This is a genomic window from Streptomyces sp. NPDC032198, from assembly GCF_040636975.1.
GTDB lineage: Bacteria > Actinomycetota > Actinomycetes > Streptomycetales > Streptomycetaceae > Streptomyces.
This window is the reverse complement of record NZ_JBEZVL010000008.1, coordinates 338,350-351,803: the sequence shown is the minus strand read 5'-3', so window position 1 is coordinate 351,803 and position 13,454 is coordinate 338,350. Positions and strand designations below refer to the sequence as shown.

The window sequence follows — 13,454 nt, the reverse complement described above, 5'->3', positions numbered from 1 at the left end:
GCGAACTTGAATTTGCGAACGGTCGATCTCTTGTTACCTTCGGATGGGCGCCCACCCCAACAGGCCTCATCTGACGGGACGTTGATATGCCGCAGAAGACGTTCAACAAAGTCCCGTACTTTGAGCTTCGCGTGGGCGGCTTCCGCATCGTCGCGGACCGCGCACCCGTGAAGCTGCTGATGCTCCTGTCGAGCGCGGCTACCGGCTTCGCCGCCTGGCTCTGGGGTCGATGACGGCCGGGACGGCAGGTTGTGAACCTGCCACCGACCCCAACCCCATGCCACACCTATGCGTGGGCCCCGGGGGTGCGAGAAAGCAGGTCCGCCAGTGCCGCCCGCTCTGGTCTCCTTACTCTATTCGGGCTCCACGAGCCCAGCAGCCACCAGCACGCCCAGGACAATCAAGAAGCATCCGATGATCAGCGGGCCCGATCGAGCCGCTCCATCTCCGGCAGCAGCATTCATGCGGCCGAAAATATTCTGCTGATTGACTGCCTTCTTTCCGAACCTCTTCCTCGCCGCTATCAGCGTAATTCCGGCGACGAAAGCGAAGATTGCAAGGATCACCCGTACGAGTCCTCCTCTCCATTAGGGATCGGTTTCCTGCATGCGGGTCCCGGGATCAGGACTGCACGTGCACGTTCGGGTCGACCCCGGCACCCGGGAGAGGTGGCGCCTCAGTGACGTCGAGGAACACCTGGTCGGCCTGTGGCCAGCGTTCTGCCACGCCGGACTTGATGCGCTCCATGACGAGTTCTACGACCTCGCTGTCATGGCCGGGCGCGAGGTCGATGCGGGCGGCGACGAGGGTCGAGTCCATACCGAGTCGCATCGTGAGCAGGCTCGCGACACGGTCGATCTCGGGCTGCTCGGCAAGGAAGTGGGCTATCTCCGTACGCAGTTCCGGATCGACCGACTCTCCGATGAGCTGGTCCCTGGCCTCCTTGCCCAGGCGGTACGCCACCGCGATGAGCAGCAGGCCAATCCCCACCGAGGCTGCTGCCTCGTAGGCCACCTCGCCGGTCGCCATGTGCAGGCCCATGCCGATCATCGCGAGGGTCACGCCGAGCACGGCGGTACCGTCCTCTGCGATGACGGTACGCAAGGCCGGGTCGGAGCCGACGCCGCCCTCCTGGTGCCGCACCTGCCACAGCGCGCGGACCAGGGAACCGCCCTCGGCGAGGAAGGCGACCCCGAGTACGACGAGACCCACGATGTAGCCGGTCGTTGTTTCGGAGCTTTCGGAGCGCAGCGCCTCGATGCCCTGGAAGACGGAGAAGCAGCCGCCGGTGACGAAGATTCCGACGGCGGCGAGCAGCGACCAGAAGAAGCGTTCCTTGCCGTAACCAAATGGGTGCTGAGGGTCTGCCGGTTTACGGCTGCGGCGCAGCGCGGCCAGCAAAAACACCTCATTCATGCTGTCGGCGATCGAGTGAGCCGCCTCGGACAGAAGCGCGGGCGAGCCTGCGAACAGTCCGCCCACCACCTTGGCCAGGGCGATGACCAGGTTCGCGGCAAGCGCCACCCACACGGTGGTCTTCGTCTCCTGGTCCTTTGACGACTCGTGCCTCTCGGCTTGCTCGCTGGGCGCTCCTTGGGCCGACGCCGGGATGCTCGACGATTGCTCGGTCGACGGCTTGGCGGTCATCTGGCCTCACAGTTCATGGGGTCTCATTGGTGCTTGCCGGGAACAACACTCCGCCGAGTACCCCGGGGGTTTGGCTCCAGACGTGCAGGAGCTGTCCTCCAAGACGTGGGGCCGACAGCACGGCCCGGCCAGCACAACATCCCCGCCCGCCTCGGGCTTTCACCGGACCCCCCGTCGACACCCGCTACCGGACGCACTGAGCCGGCCCACGCCCGAGGAGGCGCGGCGCATCGTGAGGGAGTTGGACGCGAAGGTGCGGCGTCGCATCGACGCGGCCACGGAGACGGACCGGGCGCTGCGCGCGCCCTCGCGGACGGCGGAACGCGAGCCCTGGCCGCACACGTATCTACTGAACGGCTGCCCGTCCTGCCGTGGCCAGGACACTCTGGCGGAACGTCGGGGCGCGGAACACCCTCGTTGCCGCCCTTACGAGACGGCCCCGGATCGACCCGTGTACCGACGATGACGAGGCTGAGCTTCGTGCGGCGCAACTGTTGATCGGCGGCGAACCCGGCTGGCCCGCCGCCGCTCACTCCCCATGTCCACCCTGTGCGGTCACACGGCCATCGCCCCCAGCCGACGGCCATCCTCCTGCGCCGGGCCGGTGACATGCCCCCTTACCGGGCGCGGTACACGCCGGGGCCCGGCGTGTACCGCGCCCGATAGTGGGTGGGCGGTACCCCCATGACGGAACGGAAGGCGCGGGTGAAGTCTGCGGGGCGAGGGAAGCCCCACCGGGAGGCGATGGCGTGGACGGTGAGGTGACTCAGGGCTGGGTCGACCAGGTCGCGCCGGCACCGCTCCATGCGCCGCCGCTTGATGTAGGCGCTGACCGACATTCCGTTCTGCTGGAAGATCCGGTGCAGGTAGCGCAGCGAAATCCCGTGGGCCGCCGCGATGGTGGTGGGCTCCAGGTCGGGTGCATGCAGCTGCTGGTCGATGTGGGAGGTGATGCGCAGGAACAGGACGCTCGGCGCCGATGCCGGGGATGCGTCATCACCGTCGAGCTGGTGCGCCAAGACGGCCGTGGCAAGATCCAGTACGGTGTTAGCCAGGCGGGCCGTGTCGTGCCGGGTGTATGTGGCGTGGTCGTCGGCCAGGGTGGCCAGGAACTGGGCGAAGAGGCGGCCGATGCCTTGCGTGCCGGACAACGGCTTCGCGAGGAGTTCGGCGACCTTGGTCACGGGCAGGGGCAGCAGCTGTTTGGGAAACTGCAGCATAAGGGACCGGGCCACGCCTTGGCCTCCTCCGACGGAGGCGTTGAACGGCTGGGAACTGTCGTAGAGCACCAGTTCACCGGGGCCCAGGAGTGCTTGCCGCCGAGCCTGTTCGATGCCCTGGTACCCCCTGCGTATGTAGGCGATCTGGTACTGCTCCGGGTCTGACTGCCGGATGAGTCTGGGTGTCCGCCGGGAGTGCAGTGGACCGTACGACATCTCGGTCACTTGCATGGGTCCCAGGTTTGCCGCATTCATCCGCGCGCCGAAGCCGTCGGGGTCCACCAGGGTGAAGTCCGTTCTAACGAGGGCCAGGGCCGTCGTCTCGATCCAGGCCTCCACACGGACGGGGCCGGGTAAGTGCGCGGTGTCGAAAACCGTCTCCATTCTTTCCCCCACTCATGGACATGCTGGTCATGCATGTCCCTTGGGTCACCGTTCGATCGACGGACAGCCTGCCGCAGGGACCGGCAGAGAGGAAGTGTGCGTGGAGCACGTACAAGAGTGCACTGGGCGATAACGACCGGCGCCGGGCGCGGCGGCAGCATGACAGTCGGTCCTCACACCACGTCGGTTCCGCACCGGGCCGCCTGCGGGTCGCTTCCCTACAGGCCTTGCCCGCACGGATCGGCAACCCTGCTCTGCACGGGCGGTGTACGCAAAGGCCGGCGCCACCGGCCACAACAAAGAGTGAGGGAGGAATCGTGTCAGCCAGGAGCTGGAAAGCCACCGTAGCCGGGGTTTTCGCCGCCGTCTTACTCCTGGGGGCTCCCACCGCGTCGGCCACGCCGCCGCAAGCGCAAGTTTCGGAGTCCCCCGCAGCAGACCGTGCCGGACCGAAAGGAGGTGTGGCTCAGACGCAGGCGCCGTTCGACAACCGGGTGGCAACCTTCAACGTGTTCAACCCCAGTGATCAATTGGAGAAACCGCAGATCATCGCCGCCGAGGTTGCGAAGTACAGGCCGCAGGTCATCGCCTTCCAGGAAATCTGCGTGTCGCAGACGAATCGGGTACGCGAGATCCTGGAAGAGGACTATGGCCTGACCTACCACGTGCAGCATGGAAGCGTGCTGAGGAACTGGACTCGGTGCGGCGGCACCCCCTGGAACCCAGGAGCCTTCGGCAACGCCATCTTGTCTGCGGCTCCGATCTCCAACGCAGAGAACCACATCTACCGCGCCGGCGGATCTGAGAACCGCGGCTACGTTGCGGTCGATACCACCGTGGCCGGCAAGCCCGTGCGTGTCTTCGCCACTCACCTGGCCCAGGGGCCGCAAGGGTCGGTGCGTCGACAGCAGGTCAGCGAGCTGCTCGAGAACGTCCTCGCCTATAACGACACCATCGTTCTGGGAGACTTCAACTCCGAGCCGACCACCGAAGTGGCGCCCATGTTCACCTGGTTCCGCGATGCGGACCCCGAATGCACCGCCACGCAAAACCGGCCTCCGTGCCAGCCGACCGCGGACGCGCGACCGTATCGAAAGAAGTTCGACTACATCTTGCTGCGCAACGGCAGTTTCACCGCGCCGGGGGTCGGCGTACACGACAACTACTCGGATCACGACCTCGTGCACGCTGACTTGACGGCCAGCTGACTCGGACAGCATCCACAGCCCTTGGCTGTCGGTACGGGGCCTCGCCTTCCGGCACCGGCCCCGGCGACAGCTCTCCGGCCAGATGATGCGGCGTAAGCCACGAACAAAACGCGCTGTCCAGCAACAGTCAGGGCGAAAGCAGGCGCCCTCGGGTCCGGTCATCAAAGTGGCCGGACCCGGGGCAGTGCCGAAGCCTCGGGGGATCCCACGGCTATGGCGCCGGACCTGGTTCGTAGCGCACAAGACAGTCCGGCACAGGGGCAAGACGCATACCGGTCCGTCGCCGCTCTCGCAGCTCTTCGCACGCGGGGGTCGCCGGCGCGATGTCGGCGAGTAGCCGCTGCGCGTCGCCGACGCCCTGCAGAGCGGGGCCGCATCCCAGCGGGTACGGCAGCGCCTGTTCGACCGCACACGAGCTCTACCAGCTGCTCAGCAGCAGGTGAGCCTCGTTCGTCGTTTCCGGCTTGTGGCGCAGTGCCGTTGGTTGGGACCCTCTGCGCATGTTCGAGTTGCTCCCCGAAGTCGGTCTCCGGCTCCCCGGCCGTGCCGGCACCCTCCGCTTCGGCATGGACGAGCGCACCGCCCAGTGGGCCGTCGCCACTGTCGCGGACGTTCGCGATGGCTGGGTCTGTGGCGCCCGCTGGGCCTTCAGCGCGCAGTACCAGGGCCTGACGCTCGACGCATACGGCGACACCACGGACCGCCACGGCCGGCACCCAGATGCCCCTGGCGTGGCTGGCATCGCCCTCACCCGCGGCCCCTTCACGCTCACCGGGCCATCGGCCTGCCCGGTTGTCCTCCGCGGCATCGACCTCTTCGGCTACCCGGCCGCCGAGGTTTCCGATGCCCTCAGCGAGGGCCTGCCCCCAACGCTCCGGCTCAGCGGCGACGGCCTCTACCTCACCGCCGTGTCGTTCCACACGGAACCCATACCTGTCGAGAGCTGATCACCACAGCGCGCCGGATCGACGACACCGAGCACGCCCGCCGACGCCCCCGCCCGGATCCCGACCGCCTTGACACGGCTCCGCTGCACGTCCGAAATGCCGCGTCGGCACCGGTCCGAGCCCAACACCGCCTCTCGCCCGGGCACTGCCGCCGCACCCCGCCCCGTGCGGAGCCTGACAGGCGAGTACACGGAAGCGGCGCGGCTCCAGGAGCCGGCCCACACCCTGGACCGCGGTCCAGCTCGCGCGGAGCGCGTCACGGGCAGGTGTGCCCCGCACCGGACACCGCAGGCAGTGCGTCCGTGGGGCTCCTCGCTCCTGGACTACCAGCGCAGCGCCCCGAAGTCGGCCAACTGCGGGCGGAGTTCGCGTGTGCGCGCCGTCAGGGTGCGCATCCGCCGGGCCATCTCATCCACCGGGCGACGCATGCGATCCCCGTGGCCCGGCAACAGCCATGCGCTGGGGCCTGGACGTTCGTCGTCGCCGCTCCATCAGTGGCGAGCTTCGCTGGGACGCTCGCGTTCTTCATGTCCTGTGAGTAAGGCCGTCGTCGCGGTCGGGCTTCATCCGTCGGCGTCTGAAGGAGCAGGGTGTGGCCTGCGTGGTGTTGCCCGGGCGGTGGTGTTCTGGATGAGGTAGTCGACGACGTCGGTGAGTTGGTGTCGGCGACGGTGGGCTGCACGCTGGCGCTCGGCGCCGTTTCCGTCGGCACGCAGGAGGCTGTAGGCGGTGCGCAGGAGCGCGACATCACCTGGGGTTTCGAGGGCCGCCAGTGCGGTGTCCCAGAGGCGGTCGAGGTGGACTGCGGCGGGTTCGAGCCGACCGGTGCACAGGTTGATGCTCTTGCCGCGCAGGCCGTCGCGGGCAGCGCGCCAGTAGGCGGCCCGCAGCATCTCCGGCTGCGGGCGAGGCGCGGGCAGTCCGTGACGGATGTCGGTCAGTGCGGTGACCGCGAGACCCTTGACGGCCGCGACGAGCAGCAGGGTGTCCGACACGGTCAGGGCGGCGTCGGCGATACGGATCTCCAGGGTGGGCAGGTGGTGGGAGGGGCGGATGTCCCGGTAGAGGCCGCCGCGGTCCAGGAGAGTCTTGCTGCCGAGTAGGCGGTCGAGGAGGGACGGCCTTCGGCCCCGGCTAGTTGGTGAGTACAGGGCGCAAGGTGCGCGTGTAGGCGCCGCTGACCCATCCTCCCCGCCCCGCCAGCCGGTACCAGGTACGGGTGTTGCCGATTCTCTGGCCCGCCTGACTGCCGGAGACAGGGACGACCGCGCAGGGCGGCAGGAACCCCAGTACACGACTGCGGGTCGTGGGGTGCTCCCGGATGCGCAGGTGCACGCGGGCAGTCTGCACCCATCCGGTGTTGGCATCGGCATCCACCTCAGCGCGTGAGCAATCGGCCGGCGGACGGCCTGCAGCGGATTCGGCAACGGCAGGCACGGCAACAACGGTGCAAAGGATCATGAGTGGGGCAACCAGCAGTGAGAGCAGCAGACTTGATCTGGGCACGTGGCGATTCCTTCGCATGAGACAGAACGGAGCCTCACTCTTGCTGAACCGTTTCTGTGGGACCAGCTGCGTCACCCTCCAGAGTGGGCTCTTGCCCCGAACCGCTGAACGGCGCGCCCTGCGGCTGACACCACACGTGGACCGCGCCAGAGCCGCACACTCCCCGGCCCAGGGCTTCGCTTCGGACCCACCCCCACCCGGCACCCCCGGAGTGTGAATTGCCGGAGATGATCCCTGGGGAGATCGTGTGTTCCCGGGCGAAGCACTCCCGCTGCACTTTGAAGTGGTCGACGTCCGGCCGATAAGACGTCGACATCGATTTGCACTGCCCAGGGGCTTCATCGGAGGGCTGCGGCTCGCGTCCTGAGTTCCTGGGCCTCGGACATGTTTGGGAAGCAGCGTAGGCGAACGCGCATGTCCTGGATGGCAGCACGGACCTTGACGGAGTGGACGCCCTCGGCGAAGTCGAGAACGTCTGACCACGTGGACATGGCACCGTCGACATTGCCTTGGCCTAGGCGTACACCGCCAAGGTCGGCCAGGACGATGGCGCGGGTGCGGCGGCGGTCGAGGCCATGGATGTCGAGGACAAGGTGCAGGGGGCCAGTTCCCGGGCCGGCGCGCCGAGTCGGGCGCCGACCGCGAAGTGGACCACTTCGCGCCCGCGCTGCTCGGACTCGACCCCTTCGACGCCCACACCACCGGAGTTCCTCCCCTGCCGCGCTGCTCCCTGGTGAGGTCAGGCGGCGCGCTTCACGTGGCGGACCAGCCACACCAGCAGATCGTCCAGGTCCGTGGCGGCCGCCAGGACCCGGTCGACCGCCTCGGGGGTGTGCAGCCATTCTTCGCAGCCGAGGTGACGGGCGGCGATCAGAGAGCGGTGGCGCAGCAGGTCCGTACGGGGATGGTCTGCCGGATAGCCGCGCGGAGGGCGTTTCATCACGTCCCCGGAGATGCCGTAGCCCTTCTTGCGCACGTCCTCGACGATGGCGGCCAGTGCGCGGCCGCTCCCCTCGGCGGCCACGGCTTGGCGAAACGTGTCCACCTGGCCGGGATCGGGATACCACCAGGCGCCCTGGACGTGCAGGCCCTCCAGGGAGAACCGGAGGTTGATCTCGATCTTGCGGCCGAGACGGATCACCGCGCTCTGGTGCTGCCACCACCAGGAGTTGGTGCGGTAGTGCCAGACGGAGAAGTCCTGGTATCGGGGGTCGTTGTCCGCGACTTCGTTGAGCAGAGCGATCATCGGCTGCCGGACCAGACGTTCGCGATCCGCACGGCAGCGCTCGCGGGTCGCTTGGGTCGGTTCGCCCTGGAGCTGCCACAAGACGTCCATGGCCTGCTCCGGCCAGCCTTGGAACTGGTCGCGCATGCACGCAGGATAGCTCGCGCGAAGTGAGAGATGGGAAGGCAGCTGCGCCGCCGCCCCGGCCCGAAGCCGGTGCGCCCGTGGGCGCTCCTCGTTCCTGACCTACCAGCGCAGCGCCCCGAAGTCGACCGGCTGCGGGCGGAGTTGGCGTGTGCGCTCCGTCAGGGCACGCATCCGCCGGGCCATCTCATCCGCCGGGCGGCGCGCGCGATCCCCGTGGCCGGGCAGCAGCCACTCGAACCGCAGCTCTCCCGCGGTCCGTTCCAGCGACGCGGCGAGGACCTCGATGGAGTACCAGGTGACGCTGGCCGCCACCTCCAGGTCGTCGGTTGTCCGCGACCAGTAGAAGCTGTCGCCGCTGAAGCAATACCGCTCGTCGGCCACATACAGCACGCTGCCCTCGGTGTGACCGGGGAGCGGGTACGCGATCACCCCGGAACCTGCGGGTCCCACCTCCACGGAGTCGGTCCCGCGCAGGACCCGGTCGGCGTCCGGGGCGGCGCCGAGGTCGCCCTCGTGGATCCACAGCCGGGCGCCTAAGTGATCCGCGTAGCGCCGTCCGTGTGCGGCGTGGTCCCGGTGGGTGAGGAGCACGTCGGTGACGGGCCCGTACGCCGCATACCGCTCGGCCAGTGCGGCGCTCCAGCGCGGCGTGTCGATCATCATCGTGGTGCCGTCCGCCGGGCGACGCAGCAGGTACGCGTTGGCCCCGGCCGTGTGCGTCGAATTGTGCCCGCACAGCAGCACGTCGCCGCCTCCGTCCAGCACCAAGGGGTACGGGTCGAGGGCCGGGTCCAGTCGCAGTTCGGGGTGGCGGATCGAGCGTGTGTGGCAGGCGTACGCGGCAGCGTGCAGCGCGCGCAGCTCGGCAGCGTCGCGCGGCTGGCGTACGACCTCGGACCGGCCCCCGACCTCGGTGACGAGTCCGGGCGCGAGCTGCCGGGCGACGTCGCAGTTGGTGCAGCGGGAATCGACGTACCAGCCGTTCTTGGCTTCCATGGGGCCTTCTTCCTAACGTGTGAGACGCACCGGATACGCGGGAGGCACGGGATGTGCGACCCCGATCAGTGATAGCCGGGACCGAACGCACAAAGGAAGGGGGCCCGGTACTCGTGCTTTCCGTGACATCCAGCTCTGCGAGCTTCAACTATGCGGAGGAAAGCCACATAAGGGGCACACGACGGCTGTCCATAGGCGCGGGGCTCCGACGCCTGCCGCGCGCGCTTCCCGCCCATGAGGACTCAGTGGGAAGCGGGTTGCGCCTGTCGGCACCGCATCTGCTGCCCGGCCCGGCGACGCACGCGGTAAGACTGGGTGGTGGCACGGCGCGGAAAGGGCCAGGCCGCTTGTCGGCGCCCGGCCGTTGTCAGCACAGTCCGTGGCGCGGTTCTCGGCAGCGGTGCTTACGAGTCGCCGAGGACGAGGCGTCCACCCACCCTGCCGAGGTTGTAGCTGCCGCCGGTGAACCAGATGCCGTCGTAATTGAGGCCGTTGAGCGAGGTGTAAAGGCCGTAGGTGCCGTCGGTGTACTGGTAGGCCATCACGATGTCGTCCTTACCGTCCCCGTTGGTGCCACCGGAGGCCATCCGGTCATCGACGTGACTTCGCGGTGAGGACGACGGCGGTCTTGGCAGTACTGCTACGAGGCCGCAGGAAACCTCACCTACCAGGGCGTCGAGTCCGGCTGCCCGCTCGGCACGACGTACACGTACAACGGACTGCGCGGCATGCTCCGATTCCTCACCGGCGATCACCGGGTTCCCTCGAGCTGACCGTCAGTGGGGCCTTCATCCGCACGGGCCCTCACTGGATTGAAGCCTGAAGAAGGTGGGGCGAAGAGCGGCCCTGGACGTCTTCTTCCAGGCTCCGAACCCGGCTGGGAGGTCTCGCCAAGGAATACCGGTGCGGTACCGGTGGACGACCACCTCCGCAATGCGACGGTGATCGGCCCACAGCCTGCCACGACGACCGGCACTGGAGGGCAGCAGAGGTCGGAAGCGGTCCCCCTGCCGGTCGGTCAGCCGGGTGCGACGAGGCATCAGGAGCGGACCGCAGAGGTGCTGCGCACCCGGGGAGGCAGCCTGGCTAGGCTCAGTCGATCGTCTTGATCACACGGGCGGGCACTCCCGCGACCACACTGCCGACAGGAACATCACAAGCGACCACCGCACCGGCAGCGACCACCGCACCGGCGCCGATGGTCACCCCCTGCGTGATCACGGCAGCCGTCCCGATCCAGACGTCGTCCTCGATGACGATCGGGGCGAAGGAGAGGTACTCGCGGCGCTCGGCCAGGGGCAGTGGATGGCCTCCGGTGATGAGGCTGACCTTCGGGGCGATCATGACGCCGTTAGCGTCGGGCGATCCACAACGGCACGCCCTCCGTCCGAGCCATGTCGGCCAAGGCGTGCACCTGGGCGGGCCCGCCACAGTGCCATACCGCAGCCGATCCGAGTTTCAGCGCGAATTCGGCCGCCTGGCGCACCTTCACGGGAACGGTGCTGCCGGTGACGCGAGTTATCGGGACGATGCCGCTGGCGGTGGTCAGCCGGTCCAGCGGACGTTCCGAGCCGCCGCCACCGAGCCATTGGCCGCGCTGGAATGCGTCGGCCATGGCCGGCAGGTTCAGCTCGCTCAGCGGCATCACCCTGCCGCCACGCCGCAGTTCTTGCTCCGTCAGCTGAACGGTCCTCGCCAGCGGATTCATCGACCGTTCCGAATAGAGCACCTGGCTCATGTCATCCCCCGTAAGCGTGTGATCCCGTGAATGAGCCTATCGAGCCTGAGAGTGCACTCGCACGGCGTCCGGAGCCTGGAGCCCGCAGCGCTCCGTTGTCGCATTTCATGGGCCGTCGGCAGTGCGGCCAAGGTGAAGCAGGCGAAAGCGTTCGGGTTCGACGAGGTCGTCCTGCGCGAGGATGTGGCGTCCGCCGGTGAGTTCGACGTCGTCATCGACATGGTCGGCGGCCCCGCCCGGCAGGCGAGCCTGGAACGCCTGGCGCCGCTGGGGCGTCTGGTGGTCATGGGGAACGCCTCGAACGCCGACGACGTACGGTTCTCCGCGAACGAACTGTGGTTCACCAACAAGACGGTGCCAGGCTTCAACCTCGCCGCCTTCGCCGCCGCGCATCCCCAGGAGACAGGGCGGGCGCTGCGTCGCGCAGTGGCCGCTGTCGCCGACGGTAACCTTCACGTACAGCACGTACAGCACGTACAGCACGTACAGCACGTACAGCACGTACAGGTGGAGCAGCAGCGCCGGCAGACGTCGCCAAGGTGCAGCCCCAGATCGAGTCGGGACGGACAACAGGCAAAGTCGCTTGCGACATCGCCGCTGTGTGAAGCTCCCCCGCACGCGCGAGGGAACGTCGCCTGTGCGGGGCCGGACAGGGCGGCGGGCTGAGCCGCCCCTCCTGACCTGCTTGCGCCGCGCCGCCCGCCCGTCCACCTCACCGAGAGTTCATCGGCCTTCCTGACCGCTGACTGGATTCCGGATCCATGTGGTGCGCGCCCAGGGCCCGACTGTGCAGCGCAGATCCGCCGCGCGAGCCCGTGGATCGCGCCTGCTGGCACTAGCAGTTGATCAGGTCTTGGGCACCGGCACGATCGCAGACTCCTCCTGGGCTCCGTGCCCGGCCCCGCCCGAGTGCCCGGCCCCGCCCGGTTGCCCGCGTTCCGCAACGGTGCGGGTACGCACCTCGCGATGATGCAGCGCAACGGCCACCAGCAACAGCACGGCAACCATCGCGAGCGCCAGCAGCCCGGGGATGTGTACGACGCCGACTCCGGCCACCGAGCAGAGCGCCCCACCCGCGAGCAACACTGCGGACAGACGGCCGATTCGCCACCGGATCGCGGTCACTGCGAGCAGGAACAGTCCGACGCCGCCGGGCAACGCCCACGCGGCGAGACCATGCAACGGTTCCGACAGGTCGTAGTGTTTGGTATCGGCGACCTGGTGCACCAGGCTCTCCACACCCAGCGCGGTGAGCACGATGCCACCGACGAGCGGAAGGTGGAGGAAGGTGTACACCTCGCCGGCCAGCCGCGTACGGACGTCGCCGTCCACCGCGAGGATGCGCTCCTCGGCGGCGTCACTGAGCTGGCGGAAGTAGAGCCGCCACAGCATGGCGGCGATGAGCAACGCTCCGACAGCGGCGACCAGCACCGGATACGTGAGTGGGTAACCACGGGCACCGACCCCTACCGCCACGATGGACTCACCCAAGGCGATGATCACGATCAGGCCATGGCGTTCGGCGAAATGCCCAGGCGAGGCAACCCGCCAACCCGAAGCGCGCAGGACGTAAATGGCCGCGTAGTCGACGAGGACCGCACACAGCCAGATCAGGATCTGTGTTGGGCCAGTGAAGAAGCTGCCCGCCAACAGGATCAGGAACGGCGGCAGAACCGAGGTGAGCGCCGTCTTACGCAGCGTGGCCCGCAGTCGTGCGTCATTGGGATGGGAGATCCAGTACGCGATCAGGTGCAGCGCCCGGAAAGCGCCGTAGCAAAGGACGAACACCAACGGCGCGTTCACGCCACCCTGGGCGTCCGTATACACCTCCGGCACCGTCAGCGAGACAACGAACACCCCCGCCATCACCACCACGAGCACACCGAAGAGCGCGCCGGCGTCGGCGCGAACGACGTTGCCCAACCAGGCGAAGCAACACCAGCAAAACCACAGCAGGGCAAGCACTACCCCCGCACCGAGCAGGCGCGTCACTGTCGGGTCTGCTGCCATCAGGGCAGTGACCTGGGTGATGGCGTAGACAAAAGCGAGGTCGAAGAACAGCTCGGCCGGCGTCACCCGGTGGCTCTCGCCGGTGGCCACCATCCCATGGCCATCACGCCGCGTGATCATTTATCCGCTACCCCCCGGTACTGTTGCGCGCCCGCGCGTGCACCTTACCCGTCGACGAAGCACCCTGTCCGGGGCCGACTGCTTCAGCTGTCCCGATCATGCATGCTGCCTGCCTCCCTCCGGTGGGCCCGCGGCTCGTGCCACTGATGCTCAAGAGCGCGGCCACGAGCGGTGCGAGGCTCGGACTGGCTCCAACTGCCCCGGCTTTCATGGTGGTTGCGCAAACTCGTCGATCGAACAGCCCGCCAGGGGCGCACCGGCTCCGAGATCTCCTGCGCGTGTGGACGCACAAAGCCAGTGGTTGAT

15 protein-coding genes and 2 pseudogenes are annotated in these 13,454 nt (G+C 68.0%); 4 read left to right on the top strand and 13 right to left on the bottom strand.

Annotated elements, in window-relative coordinates; genetic code table 11:
* Positions 1-86: 86 nt before the first annotated feature.
* Positions 87-233 (top strand): hypothetical protein, encoded by a 147-nt coding sequence (locus tag AB0E78_RS23400; RefSeq protein ID WP_361835598.1) that lies wholly within the window; start codon positions 87-89, stop codon positions 231-233.
* A 120-nt stretch (positions 234-353) separates the two neighbouring features.
* Here AB0E78_RS23400 and AB0E78_RS23395 read toward each other — a convergent pair whose 3' ends face one another.
* The 3 genes from AB0E78_RS23395 to AB0E78_RS23385 form a co-directional block, all read right to left on the bottom strand.
* Complete coding sequence (locus AB0E78_RS23395) at positions 354-566, bottom strand: hypothetical protein (RefSeq protein ID WP_361835595.1); 213 nt, start codon at positions 564-566, stop codon at positions 354-356.
* 55 nt (positions 567-621) lie between these two features.
* A complete protein-coding gene (locus AB0E78_RS23390) occupies positions 622-1,647 on the bottom strand; it encodes a cation diffusion facilitator family transporter (protein ID WP_361835592.1) in 1,026 nt (341 codons plus the stop codon).
* Positions 1,648-2,264: 617 nt separating this feature from the next.
* A complete protein-coding gene (locus AB0E78_RS23385) occupies positions 2,265-3,251 on the bottom strand; it encodes a helix-turn-helix domain-containing protein (protein ID WP_361835589.1) in 987 nt (328 codons plus the stop codon).
* A 461-nt stretch (positions 3,252-3,712) separates the two neighbouring features.
* Between AB0E78_RS23385 and AB0E78_RS23380 the strand changes: the two genes are divergently transcribed.
* Both AB0E78_RS23380 and AB0E78_RS23375 read left to right on the top strand, forming a co-directional pair.
* The gene (locus AB0E78_RS23380) at positions 3,713-4,459 is read left to right on the top strand and encodes an endonuclease/exonuclease/phosphatase family protein (RefSeq protein ID WP_361835586.1); all 747 of its coding nucleotides are present in this window, start codon (positions 3,713-3,715) and stop codon (positions 4,457-4,459) included.
* Between the two features lie 500 nt (positions 4,460-4,959).
* Positions 4,960-5,406, top strand: a complete 447-nt coding sequence (locus tag AB0E78_RS23375; protein ID WP_361835583.1) for a hypothetical protein — start codon at positions 4,960-4,962, stop codon at positions 5,404-5,406.
* Positions 5,407-5,729: 323 nt separating this feature from the next.
* Here the strand turns inward: AB0E78_RS23375 and AB0E78_RS23370 are convergent.
* From AB0E78_RS23370 to AB0E78_RS23330, 9 genes and pseudogenes are all read right to left on the bottom strand, one after another.
* Positions 5,730-5,861, bottom strand: a pseudogene (locus AB0E78_RS23370) (MBL fold metallo-hydrolase); the annotation flags it as partial.
* Between the two features lie 108 nt (positions 5,862-5,969).
* Positions 5,970-6,401, bottom strand: a complete 432-nt coding sequence (locus AB0E78_RS23365; RefSeq protein ID WP_361835580.1) for a hypothetical protein — start codon at positions 6,399-6,401, stop codon at positions 5,970-5,972.
* 139 nt (positions 6,402-6,540) lie between these two features.
* Complete coding sequence (locus tag AB0E78_RS23360) at positions 6,541-6,867, bottom strand: SH3 domain-containing protein (protein WP_361835906.1); 327 nt, start codon at positions 6,865-6,867, stop codon at positions 6,541-6,543.
* 784 nt (positions 6,868-7,651) lie between these two features.
* Positions 7,652-8,284, bottom strand: coding sequence for a DUF2461 family protein (locus tag AB0E78_RS23355; protein WP_361835577.1), 633 nt, complete (start codon positions 8,282-8,284; stop codon positions 7,652-7,654).
* Positions 8,285-8,383: 99 nt separating this feature from the next.
* On the bottom strand, positions 8,384-9,280 hold the full coding sequence (locus AB0E78_RS23350; protein WP_361835574.1) for an MBL fold metallo-hydrolase: 897 nt from the start codon (positions 9,278-9,280) through the stop codon (positions 8,384-8,386).
* A gap of 404 nt (positions 9,281-9,684) precedes the next feature.
* On the bottom strand, positions 9,685-9,867 hold the full coding sequence (locus tag AB0E78_RS23345) for a hypothetical protein (protein ID WP_361835571.1): 183 nt from the start codon (positions 9,865-9,867) through the stop codon (positions 9,685-9,687).
* A 201-nt stretch (positions 9,868-10,068) separates the two neighbouring features.
* The gene (locus AB0E78_RS23340; RefSeq protein ID WP_361835569.1) at positions 10,069-10,320 is read right to left on the bottom strand and encodes a transposase; all 252 of its coding nucleotides are present in this window, start codon (positions 10,318-10,320) and stop codon (positions 10,069-10,071) included.
* A gap of 52 nt (positions 10,321-10,372) precedes the next feature.
* Positions 10,373-10,633: pseudogene (locus tag AB0E78_RS23335) on the bottom strand (DapH/DapD/GlmU-related protein); the annotation flags it as partial.
* A complete protein-coding gene (locus AB0E78_RS23330) occupies positions 10,632-11,018 on the bottom strand; it encodes a hypothetical protein (protein WP_361835566.1) in 387 nt (128 codons plus the stop codon). The gene AB0E78_RS23330 and the pseudogene AB0E78_RS23335, both read right to left, overlap by 2 nt.
* A 30-nt stretch (positions 11,019-11,048) precedes the next feature.
* On the opposite strand from AB0E78_RS23330, the gene AB0E78_RS23325 reads away from it, so the two are divergent.
* Complete coding sequence (locus AB0E78_RS23325) at positions 11,049-11,684, top strand: zinc-binding dehydrogenase (protein ID WP_361835564.1); 636 nt, start codon at positions 11,049-11,051, stop codon at positions 11,682-11,684.
* Positions 11,685-11,864: 180 nt separating this feature from the next.
* Here the strand turns inward: AB0E78_RS23325 and AB0E78_RS23320 are convergent, their stop codons facing one another.
* Entirely contained in the window at positions 11,865-13,148 is a 1,284-nt protein-coding gene (locus tag AB0E78_RS23320) for a low temperature requirement protein A (protein ID WP_361835562.1), read from the bottom strand.
* Positions 13,149-13,454 lie beyond the last annotated feature (306 nt).